This window comes from Lysobacter enzymogenes (assembly GCF_023617245.1).
In the GTDB taxonomy this organism is placed as follows: Bacteria; Pseudomonadota; Gammaproteobacteria; order Xanthomonadales; family Xanthomonadaceae; genus Lysobacter; species Lysobacter yananisis.
Genome location: NZ_CP067396.1, coordinates 4739373 through 4756545, shown reverse-complemented (window position 1 = coordinate 4756545; position 17173 = coordinate 4739373). Strand labels below are relative to the sequence as shown.

The window sequence follows — 17173 nt, the reverse complement described above, 5'->3', positions numbered from 1 at the left end:
GGCGGGCGATCAACGATGATCGCCCCGGCGTCGAGGCGACAGCTGTCGACGCCGCGCCCTTCGTTCTCGGGTTCGAACATGCTTACAGGGATTGGTTTCGCGCAGCGCGCCTTCGCACGCTGCGCCCGGTTTCGGTTTTCGCTGTCCATCGCGCTTTGGCTCGCGGCGGTCTTCGCTCCCGCTGCCGCCGCGCAGGAAAGCCAGATCGCATGGAAGATCGTCGCTCCGACCGGCCAGACGACGTCCTACAACACCTATCAGCAGGCGGCCGACGCGATCAAGGCGCTGCCCGGACCCAGTGACGGACCCAATCCCTATCCCTTCGTCACCGTCGTCAAGGACAACCTGCTGCGCGCCGACGGCAAAGGCACCATCACCTACTGGATGGGCTTGAAACAGCCGCTGGATCCGGACTGGGGCTACGACGCTATCCTGGGCGGCGCGCCGCACCCCAGCGAAGCGCTCGCGGTGGCGGAACTGGAGGCGTTCTACAACGATCAGGCGCCGGCCTGCCCGGCGACCGCGAAGGCCACGGCCACCGGGGCCTGGAGTCCGCCCGATCCGCAACACGCGGGGATGCTGGAGCATCGCGTGTTCGACATCGTCTACTACCGCGGCGAAAACACCCAGACCCAGCCTTGCGTGAAGGACGCGACGGATACGATGACGCTGTCGCGCACGCGCCGGATGCAGTGCCCCGCCGTCAATATGAACTGGAGCGACAAGTACGGCGCTTGCGCGAACGAGCGCGATGTCGCGACGATCAGCACCGACAAGATCCTCGAGTGCGGCGGTCACCGCGGTAATCCTTGCAACGTCAAGACCGGCGAGAAGATCGAGAACCAGACCGATTTCGACCTGGGCTGGATATCCCTCACGCGCAGCTACCATTCCGGTATCGCCGTGCGTTCCGGCAGCTTCGGTCCGGGCTGGACCCATTCGCTGGACCTGCGCCTGAGTATCTCGGCCGATACGCTCGGGCTCAGCGGCGGCAACGGCTACCAGGTCCGCTTCGCCAAGGTAGGCAACGCCTTCGTTGCCGCCGACAGCAGCGGCGACCGGATCGTCGCCTCGGGTTCGCAATGGCTGCTGCATCGCCCAGACGAGGTCTTGGTGTTCGACAGCCAAGGCCGTCTGGTGGAGCGGCAAGCCGAGGACGGAACCAAGCTGACCTATGGCTATGGCGCGTACGACCGTCTGGACTCGGTGACGCACTCGACCGGCCGGTCGGTGAAGTTCAACTACGCCGGCAACTCCGGCGACGCGCTGATCTCCTCGATCGCGTCGGGGAACACAACCCTGGCCAGCTACACCTATACGTCAGGGCGCCAAGTCGAAACCGCGGCGTTTCCCGGCGGCGGCCAGCGCAAGTACCACTACGAAGACAGCCGCTTCCCGCGCCACCTGACCGGGGTGACCCACGAAGACAACAAGCGCTACAGCACCTTCGCCTACGACGCCAAGGGGCGGGTGATCACCAGCCAGCACGACGGCGGCGCCGACAAGATCACGCTGGCCTACCGCCCCGAAGGCGGAACGGAGGTGACCGACTCGCTGGGCCAGAAGACGACCTATGGCCTGACCAGCGGCACCGGCGTGTTGCCGCGCCGGTTCGGCGACGTCGTGGACGAAAATGGCACGGTCAAGAATACGTACAACGCCGAGTCCACCGACTTCCGTGGCCGCCCGGCCGGCCTGACCGACCGCAAGGGCATCAAGTCGGAGTTCGCCTACGCCGAAGCCAACGACGCGGTGACCGGCGCGCTCGCGCGCACCGTCACGACGACCGAGGCCGTCGGCAAGCCCGAGCAGCGGGTCAGCACCGCGACGACCGATGTCGCCAGCAACCGCCTGATCCGCTCGACCGTCGGCAACCAGGAGACCCGGATCACGCGCAACGCCCGGCTGCAGCCGATCAGCGTGGCCGTGCGCGACACCGTCGCCAATGTGACTCGCACCACCGCCTACGCCTACTGCGAAGCCGCCGATGTCGCCGCCGCCAACAGCACCTGTCCGATCCTGGGCCTGCTGAAGTCGGTGGATGGCCCGCGCAGCGACGTCAACGACATCACCAAGTTCGAGTACTACGGCAGCGACGACAGCACCTGTGCTACCACACCGGCGCTGTGCACCTTCCGCAAGGGCGACCTGCGCAAGACCATCGATGCGGCCGGCCTGGTCACCGAAATCTCCGGCTACGATGCGCAGGGCCGGGTGTTGTCGGTGGTCGATCCCAACGGCGTGGTCACCGACTCCGAGTACAACACCCGCGGCTGGCTGACGGCCAGCAAGGTGCGTGGTACCGACAACGCGGTCGAGACGGACGACCTGGTCACCAAGATCGAGTATTTCCCCACCGGCCTGACCAAGCAGGTCACGCTTGCGGATGGGAACTTCACGACCTTCGCCTACGACAATGCGCAGCGGCTGACCGGCGTGACCGACCGCTCCGGCGCGACGGTGCAGTACACGCTGGACTTGGCGGGCAACCGCAAGGTCGAAGACACCAAGAACAGCGCCGGCACCGTGCAGGCGACGCTGTCGCGGGTGTTCAACGTCCTGGGTCAAGTGCAGACCTACAAAGACGGCCTGAATCACGCGACCGGCTACACCTACGATGCCGAGGGCCATCCGGACACGACCACCGACGCGCTCGGCCGCGTGACCGACCAGGACTACGACCCGCTTGGGCGATTGGTCAAAACCTTGCAGGACGTCGGCACCGGCCGGATCAACGCGGAAACCAAGATCGAGTACGACGCGCTCGATCAAGTGACCAAGGTGATCGATCCGAAGGGCCTGTCCACGGTCTACGCGCGCAACGGATTCGGTGAGTTGACCCAACTGACCAGCCCCGACACGGGCGTGACCGGCTACACCTACGATGCGTCGGGCCAGACCAAGACGCGAACCGATGCGCGCGGCATTACGACCACGTACAGCTACGACGCATTGGGCCGCCTGACCCAGCGTGCTTACCCCACCGCGGTGTTGGGCACGACCTACACCTACGACACGGTCGCGTCCGGCTGCCCGGCCGGAGAGACCTTTTCCAAGGGGCGGCTGAGCCAGTCCGTCGGCACCGGCGGCGCCTTGCGCTATTGCTACGACCGCTTCGGCCGCATGGTGCGCAAGATCGTGGTCACCACCGGGCCCGTACTGACCCTTCGCTACGCCTACACCGCGGCCGGCACGCTGAAATCGGTGACCTATCCGGACGGGAGCGTTGCCGACTACGTGCGCGGCAGCCATGGCCGGATCACCCAGATCGGCGTGACCCGTCCGGGAGCGTCGCGCGAAATCCTGCTGACCGCCGTAGGCTACGCCGCGTATGGTCCAGCGGCCGGCTGGGCATACGGCAACAGCCAACCGATGACGCGCAACGTCGACCGCAATTACGACATCTCGCGTCTGGTCGGTTCCGCGCCGGACGGCCTGTCGCTGCACCTGACCCGCAATGAAGTCGGCAACGTCAGCCGATTCAGCACCCAGAACCAATCCGCGATCCTGGCGCGCTACGAATACGACCGGCTCGACCGCCTGACCCAAACCCAGGATGGCCCCACCGCGACCCCGCTGGAGACCTACGGCTACGACGCCACCGGCAACCGCACCAGCTTCAAGAGCGGAGCGAGCGCCGCGCAGGCCTATGCCTTCCCGAACACCAGCCACCGCCTGCAAAGCGTCGCCGGCATCGCGCGCAGCTACGACGCAGCCGGCAACACCACCAGCGTCGGCGGCACGGCGAAGCAATACGTCTACAACGACCTGGGCCGCCTCGCGCAGTTCAAGGTCGACGGCGCGGTGAAGATGAACTACGCCTACAACGGGCTAGGCCAGCAGGCGCGCCGCTACAACGACACCAGCATCCGGCATTCGCTGTACGCCGAGGATGGCAGCTGGTTGGGCGAGTACGACAACGCCGGCGCGGCGCTGCAGCAGGTCGTTTGGATGGACGAGCTACCGGTCGGCGTGATCCAGGGCTCCGCCACGGCGCAGAAGCTGTACTACATCGAGCCCGACCATCTGGGCACGCCGCGGATCGTGGTCGATCCGGTGCGCAACAAGGCGGTGTGGACGTGGAACATCAAGAGCGAGGTGTTCGGTAACACGCTGCCGAATGAAGATCCGGATCTGGACGGTACGAAGTTCGTGTTCGATATGCGGTTTCCGGGGCAGCGGTTCGATGCGGCCAGCGGGTTGGTCTACAACTACTTTCGCGATTACGATTCAACTACGGGGCGATATATTCAGGGTGACCCCACAGGCCTGGATGGCGGGATCAGCTTGTATGCCTATGCACAGTCCGGTCCGTTGAAGTACTACGACCCCGAAGGTCTATGCCCCTGCGGAAATGTAGATACATTGTTGAAAAACGCGCGAGCCGATATGCGGGATTGGAGTCGCAAAGCTGATCGGAGCGAAGTCAATTCCAGTTTTGGTGCCGAAACAAACAAATGCAACTTGTTCGTAGATACTATCTATGAAGAATCAGGCTATGCGCTGCCTAATCTTGGAGGCTCGCTTTTCTCTGTAATGATGTTGAGGTATCCGCCGGGTGCCCAGACATTGTCTGACGCTAGCTATGACTTGCTTGGGTGGCCGAAGGTTTCCGGTCCTGCGCAACCTGGCGATCTGGTTGCGTATGAAGGACATGTTGGAATCTATGCTGGCGATGGAACGACGATTTCCGCATCTACCGATAAGGGAAAAGTTGAGAATAGCTGGGGCTTCAGGAAGGGGCAGAATCCGGTGATCAGGAGATGCAAATGTCCATGATTTCGAGACATATGTGGCTGTCCGTGTCGGGTGTTGCACTGGCTGTGGTGCTGCTGTTCCTCGTTTATTCGCATGCCAAGTCTTCATTTTTCCACGCGGGCTACAATGATGGATTATTGGCGGCCAATAGTGCTGTCCTCCAGAAGCTCCGTGAGCAAGGCAGCCAAAATTTTGATTGCAAGGGCTTTCCGGAAGCTGATCTTGAGGAACTGGTCAGTGTGAAAAGTGACGCCGTTTATTTGATCAAGTCAGGTGGTGCTTTGCGAATGTGTGAGTATCTGCATTGACGCGGATATCAAGAAAGAAGTTGCGCTGCATCTTTTCTTGAGTCTTTTCTTTGGCTGTCTGAGCTATGGCGCGCATGATGTCACTTCGTTCGATTGGCAGCCTGGTGGCGCGCGATGGTCGATCCTCATGAGGGCTCGCAAAAGACGGTGAATTGACCGTGCGAGGATCGCTTGGCGAATGAGGGTGGCAGATACGTACGGTCGCAGTACCGCGTCTGGTGGGAGCGGTGCTCTGCTTTGAAGTGAGCCGATCTTGGGCCTCGGGATGGCGCATCAAGAGCACGGCGCGACGTGGCAAGCGGTGCGCCGTGGCAGCAAAAAGCGGACGCTCTCGAGCGCATGTTTTGAGTTTTCGCTCGCTACCCAACCGAAGCAAGGCGACGGCAGGTGCCTCAAATAAATGGCACCCCCGGAACATCGTCCGGCAGATCGATATCCGGCACCAGATCGCGAATATCCGGCACCGCCACCGTCGGCAGCTTGTCGAGGCTGGGGAACCAGTCCTGCTCGGTCAAGCGGTCGAACAAGCGCTCGCCCTGCTTGCCCAGGCCGATGCCGAGGCCTTGCGGCGTGAACGCGAACGGGCCGGCGTCGTGCAGGTATTGCTCGGCGGTGGCGCCGAGGATGCCGGGCAGGTTGTCGATGTCGAGCTTGCCGATGGTGAGCTTGGTCTGGTCGATGCCTTCCTGGCTCAGCACGTCGTTGATGTCCGGGGTCAGCGCGATCACGGTCAGGTCTTGCGCCGACAGCTGGTACAGGCCCGAGTCGACGTAGGCGTCGGGATGGGTGCCGAAGGCGAACTCGCGGAATGCGGCGGGGTTGCGCTCCAGTTCGGCGAAGCCTTGCGGGTCGCGGATGCGGTAGTCCTCGATCGCGGTCTGCAACGCCAAGGTGGTGCGGTCGCGCCAGGCGAGTCCGGCCGGCGACAGGTCGGTGCTGTCGAGCGAGGCGAAGCGCTCCATGTACTTGTCGCCGTAACCCATGTAGTAGTCCGGCGGGGTCATGCCGGGGTTGCGCGTTTCGAAGTCGGCCAGGCGCTGCTCGTAGTATTCGCGCGTGCCGACCTGGACCGGCGCCGGAGTGTCGGCGGGCGGGGTGTAGGTCGGAAACGAAGGCGCGTCGATGGGGCGGACCATGGCGGGCTCCTGCGAAAGGATGGCGTCAGGGTAGCGGCGGGGGAGGGGGCTGCCAGCTCGGACAGACCCTAGGTGAAAGGCGCGGAGCGGAATCAGCGCAGGCGGTTCAGGTTTCGTCGGCGAGTCTTTTGCGCGCTCGCGGCTTGCGCCGCTCCTAAAACACGCGGCCCCGTAGGAGCGGCGCAAGCAGCGACGCGACCGATCGTTCGCCGACGCGATGCGAGGTCTGCACGAGGCATCCGCGCAAACGAAAAACGGGCGCCCGAAGGCGCCCGTCTTTCGTATCGGCGCATCGCCCGAAGGCGAAGCCGATCAGTAGCGGTAATGATCCGGCTTGTACGGACCGTCGACCGACACGCCCAGGTACTGGGCCTGTTCGGCGGTCAGCGTGGTCAGCTTCACGCCGATCTTCTCCAGGTGCAGGCGCGCGACTTCTTCGTCGAGCTTCTTCGGCAGGATGTAGACCTTCGCCTCGTACGTATCCTTGTTCGCCCACAGGTCGATCTGGGCGAGAGTCTGGTTCGAGAACGAGTTCGACATCACGAAGCTCGGGTGGCCGGTGGCGCAGCCGAGGTTGACCAGGCGGCCTTCGGCCAGCAGGAAGATCGAGTTGCCGGTCTTGAAGGTGTACTTGTCGACCTGCGGCTTGATGTTCAGGCGGGTCGCGCCGGACGCGTTGAGCGCGTCGACCTGGATCTCGTTGTCGAAGTGGCCGATGTTGCAGACGATGGCCTGGTCCTTCATCTTCGACATGTGGTCCAGCGTCAGCACGTCCTTGTTGCCGGTGGTGGTGACGTAGATGTCGCCGCGGCCCAGGGTGCTCTCGACGGTGTTGACCTCGAAGCCTTCCATCGCCGCCTGCAGCGCGTTGATCGGGTCGATCTCGGTGACCACGACGCGGGCGCCGTAAGCGCGCAGCGAATGGGCCGAGCCCTTGCCGACGTCGCCGTAACCGCACACCACCGCGACCTTGCCGGCCAGCATCACGTCCATCGCGCGCTTGAGGCCGTCGGCCAGCGACTCGCGGCAGCCGTAGAGGTTGTCGAACTTGCTCTTGGTGACCGAGTCGTTGACGTTGATCGCCGGGACCAGCAGCGAGCCGGCTTCGGCCAGCTGGTACAGGCGGTGCACGCCGGTGGTGGTCTCTTCCGAGACGCCCTTCCAGTGCTTGACCACTTCGTGCCAGAAGCCCGGGCGCTCGGCGTGGACGCGCTTGAGCAGGTTCTTGATGACCTGCTCTTCGTGGTTGCCCGACGGGGTGTCGACCCAGCCGTCGCCGTTTTCGAGCTCATAGCCCTTGTGGATCAGCAGGGTCACGTCGCCGCCGTCGTCGACGACCAGCTCCGGGCCCTGGCCGTTGGGGAAGCTCAGCGCGGCCAGGGTGCAGTCCCAATACTCTTCCAGCGACTCGCCCTTCCAGGCGAACACCGGGGTGCCGCTGGCGGCGATCGCCGCGGCGGCGTGGTCCTGGGTCGAGAAGATGTTGCACGAAGCCCAGCGCACGTCGGCGCCGAGGTCGCGCAGGGTCTCGATCAGCACCGCGGTCTGGATGGTCATGTGCAGCGAGCCGGTCACGCGCACGCCCTTGAGCGACTGCGCGGCGGCGTACTTCTTGCGGATCGACATCAGGCCCGGCATCTCGTGCTCGGCGATGTCGATCTCCTTGCGGCCCCAGTCGGCCAGGGAGATGTCGGCGACCTTGTAATCGCCTTCGGTCGAGAAGGTCTTCGGTACAGCGTTCATGCGGATTAGCTCCAGTGCGGGGGGAGCCGGCGGGATGCCGGGTCCGGCGAGTCGCGAAGACTCAAACCGGGCGCCGTTGGGACCTGGGCCTCGCCGAGCCTGGCCGTGTCCGTCACGGTCGCAGCGCCCCTCGGCGGGCTGAGCGCGAAGTATATCGCGCGGCCCGCGGCGGCCGAAACGCGGGCCTGAACGCGCGGCTCCGGCAAAGCTCGGCTCTGGCAAGGCTCGGTCCCGACCACGCGCGCGGCCTGCCCGCGACGAGCGACCGGCCCCAATGGCATAGGCGCCGCGGCGCGCCGGGCGGCTAAGCTCGAAGCGGGGAGCGCGCCGCCCATCGCCGCCGTCGCCGCGACGGCGCCGGGCCCGCGCTCCGACGTTCCGCATCCGCTGCGTTGCGCAGCGGTGCTTTCCCGCATCAGCGTTTTTTCGCATCCGAGGACCGACCTTCCATGAAGCCGCACGCGCGCCGCTCCGACCGCCGACCTTCCACGCCCGCGCCGGGCGGCCGCCGGCCGTTGCCGGGTTTGGCGTTGCCGGGTGTGTTGCTGCTCGCGCTGGCGCCGTGCCTGGCCGCGCAGGCCGCGCCGGCGGCCAAGCCCGCCGCCGCGCCGGCCGCCGCGAATGCGGCGTTCGGCGACGGCTACCAACTGCCGCCCAAGCCGCTGCAGGCCATCGTCGACGCGCCGCGCCCGCCGCAGATGTCGCTGAGCCCGCGCCGCGACTGGATGGCGCTGATGCGCACGCCGTCGTTGCCGGGGATCGAAGTGGTCGCCCAGCCCGAGCTCAAGCTCGCCGGCCTGCGCATCCATCCGCGCGTGCGCGCGGCCAGCCGTTTCAGTTTCGCCAGCGGCCTGGAGCTGCTCGAGATCGCCAGCGGCAAGACCGTGCAGATCGACGGCCTGCCCTCGCCGCTGTCGCTGGCGTCGCTGGAGTGGTCGCCGGACCAGCGCTGGCTCGCGTTCAACCGCGTCGACGCCGCCAGCGGCGCCAACGAGGTGTGGCTGGTGGAACTGGAGACCCGGCGCGCGCGCAAGCTCGTCGCCGGGCTCAACACCGTCGCCGGCCGCGGCTACGGCTGGACGCCCGACAGCCGTCGCCTGCTGGTGCGGTTGCAGCCCGAAGGGCAGGGCGACGCGCCGGCGGGCAGCGGCGTGCCCACCGGCCCGGCGACCCAGGAAACCCGCGCCGGCGGCGGCGTGAAGCAGATCCGCACTTACCAGGACCTGCTGCGCAACGAGAACGACGCGCGCCAGTTCGAGTACTACCTGCGTTCGCAACTGGCGACGGTCGATCTGACCGGCCAGGTCGCCAAGTTCGGCGCGCCGGACCTGTACACCGGCGTGTCGGTCTCGCCCGACGGCCGCCACGTGCTGACCACGCGCCTGCAGCGGCCGTTCTCGTATCTGGTGCCGGCGAGCATGTTCGCGCGCCGCATCGACGTGCTCGACGGCAATGGCCGGTTCGAGCACGAAGTCGCGCGCCTGCCGTTGGTGGACGGCCTGCCGACGGGTAACGACGCGGTACCCACCGGCGTGCGCGAGGTCGAATGGCGCAGCGACGCGCCGGCGACCCTGGTCTGGGCCGAGGCCCAGGACGGCGGCGACCCGGCGCGCGCGGTCGAGATCCGCGACGCGGTGTTCATGCAGGCCGCGCCGTTCGACAAGCCGCCGCAGACCCTGGCGCGGCTGGCCTCGCGTTTCGAAGGCGCGCACTGGGGCAGCGGCGAACTGGCGCTGATCGATGAGTTCTGGTGGAAGACCCGGCAGGTGCGCCAGTGGCGGATCGCGCCCGACCACGGCGATCGCGCGCCGGAGCTGATTCGCGAAGGCCGCAGCGAAGACCGCTACAACGATCCGGGCAAGCCGGTCAGCGTGCGCGACGCGGCTGGCGGCGAGCGCCTGCTGACCAGCGCCGACGGCGGCAGCGTGTACTTCATCGGCGAAGGCGCCTCCAGCGAGGGCGACCGTCCCTTCCTCGACCGCCTCGACCTCGCCGACAAGCGCCGCACGCGCCTGTTCCATTCGCAGGCGCCGTACTTCGAACAGCCGTTGGCGGTGCTCGACGACGCGGCCAAGTCCGTGCTGACCGTGCGCGAATCGCCGACCGAACCGGCCAACCTGCAGCGGCGCGAACTCGGCGGCGACGCCGCGCCGGTGGCGCTGACCCATTTCCCGCATCCCACGCCGCAACTGCGCGACATCAAGAAGGAACTGATCCGCTACAAGCGCAACGACGGCGTCGAACTGACCGCCAACCTGTACCTGCCGGCCGGCTACGACGCCAAGCGCGACGGCCCGCTGCCGATGCTGATGTACGCCTACCCGGCCGAGTTCAAGAGCGCCGAAGCGGCCAGCCAGGTGACCGGCTCGCCGTACGAGTTCAACGCGGTCAGCTACTGGGGCCCGCTGCCGTACCTGGCGATGGGCTACGCGGTGCTCGACAACCCGACCATGCCGATCGTCGGCGAGGGCGAGCGCGAGCCCAACGACACCTACATCGCCCAGCTCACCGCCAGCGCCCAGGCGGCGATCGACGAAGTGGTGCGGCGCGGCGTCGTCGACCGCAACCGGGTCGCGGTCAGCGGCCATTCCTACGGCGCGTTCATGACCGCCAACCTGCTCGCCCACACCCGTTTGTTCAAGGCCGGCATCGCCCGCAGCGGCGCGTACAACCGGACCCTGACGCCGTTCGGCTTCCAGGCCGAGGAGCGCAATTACTGGCAGGCGCAGAGCACCTACGAGGCGATGTCGCCGTTCAACTTCGCCGACAAGATCAAGGACCCGCTGCTGCTGATCCACGGCGAACAGGACAACAACTCGGGCACCTTCCCGATCCAGAGCGAGCGCATGTACGCGGCGATCAAGGGCCTGGGCGGCAACGCGCGGCTGGTGATGCTGCCGAACGAAAGCCACGGCTACCGCGCGCGCGAATCGATCCTGCACATGCTGGCCGAGACCAACCGCTGGCTGGAGACCTACGTCAAGAACGCGAAGCCCGGGAATGCGAAGGGCGAGGGCGCGAAGGCCGAGAGCGCCAAGGCCGAGAGCGCCAAGGCCGAAGCGGGGCGAGGCGCGAAGGCGGCGAAGTAAGCGCGATTCGGGCGCGCGCGGTCCGCGCGCGTCTGGCGTAAACGAAAAGCGCCGGCCGCGAGGGCCGGCGCTTTTCCGTTCTTGCGCTGCGGGATTTGGATGCGGACGGGCGGGGCTCAGTGTCCCTTGCCGTTGCCGTGTCCCTTGTCCTTGCCCCCGCCGTTGCCATGGCCCTTGCCGTTGCCGCCGCCATGGCCCTTGTCCTTGCCGCGACCCTTGCCGGGGCCGTCGTCGTAGCCGTGGCCGGAGTTGCCGTGCGCCTTGGGGCCGCCGTGGCTCTTGCCGTTTCCATTGGCGTTGCCGCGCCCCTTGCCCGGCCCGTGTTCGGCCCAATCCACCCGCACGCTCTGATCGACGCGGATCGGATAACCCCAGTGGTCGTAGGTCTGCACCGCGCCGCGCTTGAGCGCGTGGAAGGCGGGCGAGCCGGGCTTGATGCCCATGCGCTGCGCCACCGCGCCCCAGCCCTGGCCGGGATTGCGGTCGTACTCGCGCACCACGTTGAGGCAGGGCACGCCGAGCGAGCGGGCCAGGGCGCAGGCGTAGTAGACATCGCCCGGCGCCCAGCGGCGGCGGTCGAGCAATTCGTCGATCAACGAGCGCGGCGCGCCGTAGTAGCCGGTCATTTCCTCGATGAAGGGTTCGCGGTAACGGCGGCCGTAATCGTTGATCTCGCCCAGGCGGGTGTCGACCCAGACGTCGCCGGTGCGGATGTTGTAGCCGATGGTCTGGGCCTGGACGTTCGCGGCCAGGCCCAGGCCGATCAGCAGGGCCAGACTTGCGGCCTTGAGGCCGGTCCGGCGCGGGTTGTGCGGGGCAGTTCGCATTGCAGCACCTCGTCGTAGTGCGGTGGTGGCCGGGCGCCGGCTTGGGGGCGGCGGGCGCCGTGCGCGGAGCATAGCGGCGTTCGCGCTGGCGCGGACGTTGTTGGTGCCTGCGTTGCGTAGCGGTTGGGCTTCGTCCGCGCCAAGTGAATGCCAGCGGCGGGGCGCGTTGCGGCGGGCGGGGCCGGAACAGGCGCTCGCCGCGGCGGTTCCGCCCTCGGCGGCGCGGCGTTCCCCAGCGGCGCTTGCCTGGGCCGACGCCTGCGGCGGTCCATCCGGCGGTGGTCGGCGATATTGCAAAAACGCAACGCGCCGGCCTTGCGCCGGCCGTGTCCGGCGGGCGTATAGTCCGCCTCGGCAACGCAGCGCAGGGGATCGCGGGCGCTGCCGCCGGGCCCGCTGTCGAGCCGTCCGGCGCCTTTCGACCCCAGGACTCGACAAAGGCACAACCGGCGAAAGCCGGCGTCGCAAAGCTCCCGGGTACCGGCCCAGCGCGCCGGCACGGCCGAGCTACCGAGCGAACACGACGGACGGCCACGGCCGCCCCGCTCAGGAGTTCTGTCATGTCCCGCTATCGTCCCTGGCGCCCGCTGCTCGCGGCGGCGCTGCTGCTCGCATCCTCCGGGGCCTGGGCCGCCTCGGTCCTGCCGACCACGTATCCCGGCAACTTCACCAGTTGCGACGACCTTCCCGGCGTCGGCAGCTGGCAGGGGCTGGGCTACAGCACCGGCAGCGCTCCGATCAACGGCCAGAGCTACACCCTCGGCGTTCCCGGACAGAGCATCGTCTTCAACTACACCCCGCCCAGCCAGATGCAGTACATCGGCTTCGACGCGACCATGCCGATGGACTACGTCGTGGTGAAGGGGGGCAATGCCTACAACGTGTTCCATTACGCTCCCGGCGTCGCCAACGACACCAACCTGTATTCGCCCGACAACGGCAGCGGCCAGCCGGCCGGCGTCAGCCACGTCACCTTCTGCTTCACCCCGCGCCCGACCGGCGCGAAGACCGCCGACGCCAGCTGGAAGCGCTACACCGACTGGAGCATCGACAAGACCGCGACGCCGAACCAGATCGTCATGCTCGACGGCGACAGCCATGAGGTCGATTACACCGTCACCGCCAGCGCGCTGACCCGCCAGTTGTACCGCGTGTCCGGCACGATCACGGTGCGCGACCCGTTCGGCTTCGGCTGGAACGCGAGCTCGGTGGTCGACACCATGCAGTTCGGCAACGCGCCCAATCAGTTCAGCCTGCAGTGGACCGCGCAGGGCGGCGACACCGACACGCTCGATTGCAGCAAGCCCGCGCCCAACGCGGACAAGGTGATCCTCAACTGCAGTTACGCGTTCGATCTGAGCAGCCTGAGCTTCCCGTTCCTGACCAGCGCCAGCGGCGGCGTCAACGCCGCGGGCATCACCGCGACCCGAAGCGGCCAGTCGTACACGTTCTCCGCGAGCGCGCCGTTCTCGATCTCGGCCGACCCGAACGAGAGCTACGGCGACAGCTTCGCGGTCGACGATTCGATGCTGCCGGACAGCGTGGACCACAGTTTCGCGCTGGGGTCCGGGCCGTACGTGTGGACGTATCCGCGGCCCAATCCGCTGACCTGCAACGCCGACCAGGGCAACTCGACCAACACCGCCACAGGCACCTGGAGCACCGGCGCGAACACCAACGCCAGCGCCAGCGACTCGGCCACGGTGCAGGTCGCGTGCCGCACGGTCAGCGTGAGCAAGACCGCGCAGACCCGCTACGACCGCGATTACGCCTGGACGCCGGACAAGCACGTGGTGGTCTCGCCCGCCGACGCCAAGGTCACCGGCATGCAGGGCTGCCTGGCCGATCCGATCGCCACCGGCGATTACGCGGGCAACTACCTGTGCGACGACGTCGACGTGACGCTCAACGCCGGCGGCAGCTACGAGACGGTCTATCGTCTCGCCGCCACCCGTACCACCGAGGCGGAAAGCGACTTCGGCGTCAGCGGCGACATCCAGGTCTCCTGGCCCGCCGACGTCAGCCCGGTGTTCAGTCCGTCCGCGCCGAGCGACACGCTGTCGTTCGACGACGGCGGCAGCCAGTCGGTCGTGCCGACCTGCGATGCGCAGACCGCGACCTCGCTGCATTGCAGCTACAGCGCCGCGCTGAGCGGCAAGCTGGGCGGCACCAACCAGGCCACGATCCAGCGCGTGCAGCAGTGCTACGACGCGCAGGGCAACGCCAGCGCTTGCGGCTTCAAGCGCTACAGCTCGAACCAGGCGGTGGTGGCGTTCGGCGATCCGGCGGTTGAAACCGACCGCTGCGTGGCGTTGACCGATCTGTTCAACGGCACCGCCGGGCTCAACCTCGGCGCGGGCTTCGGTTGGACGGTGCAGCCGCTGCTGTGCGGCAGCTTCGCCCAGTTCGTCACCGGCGACGTCGATCCCGATCCGGGCATCGTGCGCAGCCTCGACGTGGCCGCCGCGTGGTTGCCGCCGGCCGACACGGGACCGGGCCTGAGCTGCGAGTTCATGGTGCCGAACGTGCTGACCCTGAACAGCGACAACGGCGCGAGCAAGAGCGACGAAGCGGTGCTGAGCGTCCGCGTTCCGGAACTGTGCGCGAGCGGCGGATGCACCTACACCCTGGGTTACTGGAAGACCCATTCCAAGTACGGGCCGGCGCCCTACGACGCCACCTGGGCCAAGATCAGCGAAGACACGCTGTTCTTCGGCTCGGGCCAGACTTGGTACCACGTGTTCTGGACGCCGCCGAAGGGAGGCAACGCGTACTACATCCTCGCGCACCAGTACATGGCCGCGCGCTTGAACGTGGAAGCCGGCGCGACCGCGCCTGCGCAGGTCGCCAGCGCCATCGCCCAGGCCGGCGCCTGGTTCGCCGGCCGCAGCAGCGCTGCGCCGAAGGGGCCGGCGAGGGAAACGGCGATCGCGCTTGCGGGCACCCTCGGCGCCTACAACGAAGGCGCCACCGGTCCGGGACATTGCTCCACGTCCCCGGCGACGCTCGCCAAGGCCGGGCAGTAACGGCCGGCAGCGGCCGCGATTCGGCCGCACTGCGTCATCGGCGACCCCGGCCTCGGCCGGGGTCGCTGTTTTTGCGGCGCCGGGCGGCTTTGGGCCGGAGGACTGTCGGGCCGGGCTCTTGTGGAAGGTCTTGTGGAGAGAGCTCTTGTGGCAGGGCCTTCAGGCCCGATGCCTTTCGATCCGGCGCGGCGATCTGGTCGAAAGGCATCGGGCCTGAAGGCCCTCCCACAAGAGCCGGGCTGAGGCGCAAGGGCGGCTGCTACGACACCGGCTGCCACAAGGCTGGCGACTAGACGACCGGTCTAATCGGGCGTACAGTCGCGTCCCATGAACGCCATCCCCGTCCCCCACGACGTGCGCAAGCACATCCTCGACGTCGCCTACCCGCTGATGCTGCGCAAGGGCTTCACCGCGGTCGGGCTGGCCGAGGTGCTGTCGGCGGCGCAGGTGCCGAAGGGCTCGTTCTATCACTACTTCGGTTCCAAGGAAGCCTTCGGCGAAGCGCTGCTGGAGGCGTATTTCAGCGACTACCTGCAGCACGTCGACGCGTTGATGGCGCAGCCCGGCAGCGGCGCGCAGCGGGCGATCGCCTACTTCGAGGACTGGCGCGAGGCCCAGACCGGGTCCGATCCGGACGGCCGCTGCCTGGTGGTCAAGCTCGGCGCCGAGGTCTGCGACCTGTCCGAACCCATGCGCGCGGCGCTGGAGCGCGGCACCGGCGCGGTCATCGCCCGGATCGCCCGCTGCATCGAGCGCGGCCGCGACGACGGCTCGCTGCCGGCCGGGCCGGAGCCGCAGTCCCTGGCCCAGGGGCTCTACCAGAACTGGATCGGCGCCAGCCTGCTGGCCAAGGTCCAGCGCGAGCGCGAGCCGATGGATCTGGCGATGGCCGGCACCCGGCACCTGCTGGGGCTGCCCGCGCAAGACTGAAAACCCCACAGGGCGGGGCGCCCCGGCGCACCCGCCCTTTCTTTCGCCCCGCTACTAGACGACCGGTCTAATCTATCCGGCCGAAGCGTATCTCCACCACCCACCCAGGACACCGTCCCATGCCCCAGACCGCTGCCGTCAACCGCCGTTTCGTCCTCGCCGCCCACCCGCAGGGCCTGCCGACCCCGCAGGATGTACGCCTCGAAACCAGCCCCGTGCCCGCGCCCGGCGACGGCCAAGTGTTGCTGCGCACGCTGTACCTCTCGCTCGATCCGTACATGCGCAACCTGATGGACGAAGTCGGCCCGGTCTACGCGCCGGCGGTGCCGCTCGGCGAGGCGATGGTCGGCGGCACGGTCAACCGCGTGGTCGCCTCGAATCACCCGGACTTCAAGCCCGGCGATCTGGTGCTCGGCAACGCCGGCTGGCAGGACTATGCGCTGTCCGACGGCAGCGACCTGACCGCGCTCGGCGACATGGCCGAGCCCTCGCACGCGCTCGGCGGCCTCGGCATGCCGGGCTTCACCGCCTACGTGGGCCTGCTCGACCTCGGCCAGCCGAAGCCCGGCGACACCGTGGTCGTGGCCGCGGCCACCGGCGCGGTCGGCGCGGTGGTCGGGCAGATCGCCAAGCTCAAGGGCGCGCGCGTGGTCGCCATCGTCGGCGGCGAGGACAAGCGCCGCTACGCGCTCGACGAACTGGGCTTCGACGTGTGCCTGGACCGGCGCGATCCGGAGTTCGCCGCGCAGCTCGCGCAGGCCTGCCCGGACGGCATCGACGTGTACTTCGAAAACGTCGGCGGCGAGGTATTCGACGCGGTGCTGCCGCTGCTCAACATCGGCGCGCGCGTGCCGGTGTGCGGCATCATCGCCCACTACAACGACAAGACCGCGCCGGCCGGCCCGGACCGGGTGCCGCAACTGATGTCGGCGATCCTGCAAAAGCGCATCAAGGTGCAGGGCTTCATCATCTTCGATCACTACGCCGAGCGTTTCGAAGCGTTCCGCCGCGACATGGCCGAGTGGATCGGCAGCGGCGCGCTGAAGCTGCGCGAGGATCGCATCGACGGCCTGGAGAACGCGCCGCAGGCGTTCATCGGCCTGCTGCAGGGGCGCAACTTCGGCAAGCTGGTGGTGAGGGTGGGCGAGGATTGAACTTCGCCGCCGGCGCAACGGTCATTCGCTGTTGTACTAAACGCGCATCTGAGCGCGTCGCGACGGTTACGAAGTGATGGTTCGTATCTCGATGTGTTTGTGGCAGCGTTAGCGTGTTTTCGTGCTGCGATAGCAAATGGCGCCAAACTATTGGATGGTAGCCTCGCAGCGAGTGAATCCACCAGCGAAAGACAGTTCGAAC

The 17173-nt window shown here is 67.4% G+C and carries 11 protein-coding genes and 2 riboswitches; of the genes, 7 read left to right on the top strand and 4 right to left on the bottom strand.

Features of this window, described 5'->3' with window-relative positions:
- Nucleotides 1-15: 15 nt before the first annotated feature.
- Together JHW41_RS19645 and JHW41_RS19640 are read left to right on the top strand one after the other, a co-directional pair.
- A complete protein-coding gene (locus JHW41_RS19645; protein WP_250444855.1) occupies nucleotides 16-4779 on the top strand; it encodes an RHS repeat-associated core domain-containing protein in 4764 nt (1587 codons plus the stop codon).
- Nucleotides 4770-5066, top strand: coding sequence for a hypothetical protein (locus JHW41_RS19640; protein ID WP_250444854.1), 297 nt, complete (start codon nucleotides 4770-4772; stop codon nucleotides 5064-5066). Before JHW41_RS19645 ends, JHW41_RS19640 begins: the two co-directional genes overlap by 10 nt.
- A gap of 392 nt (nucleotides 5067-5458) precedes the next feature.
- Here the strand turns inward: JHW41_RS19640 and JHW41_RS19635 are convergent, their stop codons facing one another.
- Complete coding sequence (locus JHW41_RS19635) at nucleotides 5459-6202, bottom strand: hypothetical protein (RefSeq protein ID WP_250444853.1); 744 nt, start codon at nucleotides 6200-6202, stop codon at nucleotides 5459-5461.
- Between the two features lie 312 nt (nucleotides 6203-6514).
- The gene (ahcY, locus tag JHW41_RS19630) at nucleotides 6515-7945 is read right to left on the bottom strand and encodes an adenosylhomocysteinase (protein WP_250444852.1); all 1431 of its coding nucleotides are present in this window, start codon (nucleotides 7943-7945) and stop codon (nucleotides 6515-6517) included.
- A 61-nt stretch (nucleotides 7946-8006) separates the two neighbouring features.
- Nucleotides 8007-8083, bottom strand: a riboswitch (S-adenosyl-L-homocysteine riboswitch).
- A gap of 311 nt (nucleotides 8084-8394) precedes the next feature.
- On the opposite strand from ahcY, the gene JHW41_RS19625 reads away from it, so the two are divergent.
- Entirely contained in the window at nucleotides 8395-11034 is a 2640-nt protein-coding gene (locus JHW41_RS19625) for a prolyl oligopeptidase family serine peptidase (protein ID WP_428995402.1), read from the top strand.
- Nucleotides 11035-11150: 116 nt separating this feature from the next.
- Here JHW41_RS19625 and JHW41_RS19620 read toward each other — a convergent pair whose 3' ends face one another.
- A complete protein-coding gene (locus JHW41_RS19620; protein ID WP_250444851.1) occupies nucleotides 11151-11861 on the bottom strand; it encodes a hypothetical protein in 711 nt (236 codons plus the stop codon).
- A gap of 429 nt (nucleotides 11862-12290) precedes the next feature.
- Nucleotides 12291-12376: riboswitch (cyclic di-GMP riboswitch) on the top strand.
- Between the two features lie 45 nt (nucleotides 12377-12421).
- Here JHW41_RS19620 and JHW41_RS19615 point away from each other — a divergent pair.
- On the top strand, nucleotides 12422-14887 hold the full coding sequence (locus JHW41_RS19615; RefSeq protein ID WP_250444850.1) for a hypothetical protein: 2466 nt from the start codon (nucleotides 12422-12424) through the stop codon (nucleotides 14885-14887).
- A 34-nt stretch (nucleotides 14888-14921) separates the two neighbouring features.
- On the opposite strand, the gene JHW41_RS27460 is transcribed toward JHW41_RS19615, so the two are convergent.
- Nucleotides 14922-15116 carry a DUF6053 domain-containing protein gene (locus JHW41_RS27460; RefSeq protein WP_428995581.1) on the bottom strand — a complete coding sequence of 65 codons (195 nt, stop codon included), beginning with the start codon at nucleotides 15114-15116 and terminating at the stop codon, nucleotides 14922-14924.
- On the opposite strand from JHW41_RS27460, the gene JHW41_RS27455 reads away from it, so the two are divergent.
- The 3 genes from JHW41_RS27455 to JHW41_RS19605 all read left to right on the top strand — a co-directional run bounded on the left by JHW41_RS27455 (nucleotide 15079) and on the right by JHW41_RS19605 (nucleotide 16971).
- Nucleotides 15079-15180: a DUF6053 domain-containing protein gene (locus JHW41_RS27455; RefSeq protein WP_428995580.1), complete on the top strand. Its 102-nt coding sequence runs from the start codon at nucleotides 15079-15081 to the stop codon at nucleotides 15178-15180. The two genes, JHW41_RS27460 and JHW41_RS27455, sit on opposite strands and share 38 nt — an antisense overlap.
- A 34-nt stretch (nucleotides 15181-15214) precedes the next feature.
- The gene (locus JHW41_RS19610) at nucleotides 15215-15817 is read left to right on the top strand and encodes a TetR/AcrR family transcriptional regulator (RefSeq protein ID WP_250444849.1); all 603 of its coding nucleotides are present in this window, start codon (nucleotides 15215-15217) and stop codon (nucleotides 15815-15817) included.
- 119 nt (nucleotides 15818-15936) lie between these two features.
- The gene (locus tag JHW41_RS19605; RefSeq protein ID WP_250444848.1) at nucleotides 15937-16971 is read left to right on the top strand and encodes an NADP-dependent oxidoreductase; all 1035 of its coding nucleotides are present in this window, start codon (nucleotides 15937-15939) and stop codon (nucleotides 16969-16971) included.
- Nucleotides 16972-17173: the final 202 nt, after the last annotated feature.

Excerpts from the sequence above, each read along its gene's own strand:
- JHW41_RS19645 (WP_250444855.1), top strand. The coding sequence starts at position 16 with ATGATCGCCCCGGCGTCGAGGCGACAGCTGTCGACGCCGCGCCCTTCG.
- JHW41_RS19640 (WP_250444854.1), top strand. The coding sequence starts at position 4,770 with ATGTCCATGATTTCGAGACATATGTGGCTGTCCGTGTCGGGTGTTGCA.
- JHW41_RS19635 (WP_250444853.1), bottom strand. The coding sequence starts at position 6,202 with ATGGTCCGCCCCATCGACGCGCCTTCGTTTCCGACCTACACCCCGCCC.
- ahcY (WP_250444852.1), bottom strand. The coding sequence starts at position 7,945 with ATGAACGCTGTACCGAAGACCTTCTCGACCGAAGGCGATTACAAGGTC.
- JHW41_RS19625 (WP_428995402.1), top strand. The coding sequence starts at position 8,395 with ATGAAGCCGCACGCGCGCCGCTCCGACCGCCGACCTTCCACGCCCGCG.
- JHW41_RS19620 (WP_250444851.1), bottom strand. The coding sequence starts at position 11,861 with ATGCGAACTGCCCCGCACAACCCGCGCCGGACCGGCCTCAAGGCCGCA.
- JHW41_RS19615 (WP_250444850.1), top strand. The coding sequence starts at position 12,422 with ATGTCCCGCTATCGTCCCTGGCGCCCGCTGCTCGCGGCGGCGCTGCTG.
- JHW41_RS19610 (WP_250444849.1), top strand. The coding sequence starts at position 15,215 with ATGAACGCCATCCCCGTCCCCCACGACGTGCGCAAGCACATCCTCGAC.
- JHW41_RS19605 (WP_250444848.1), top strand. The coding sequence starts at position 15,937 with ATGCCCCAGACCGCTGCCGTCAACCGCCGTTTCGTCCTCGCCGCCCAC.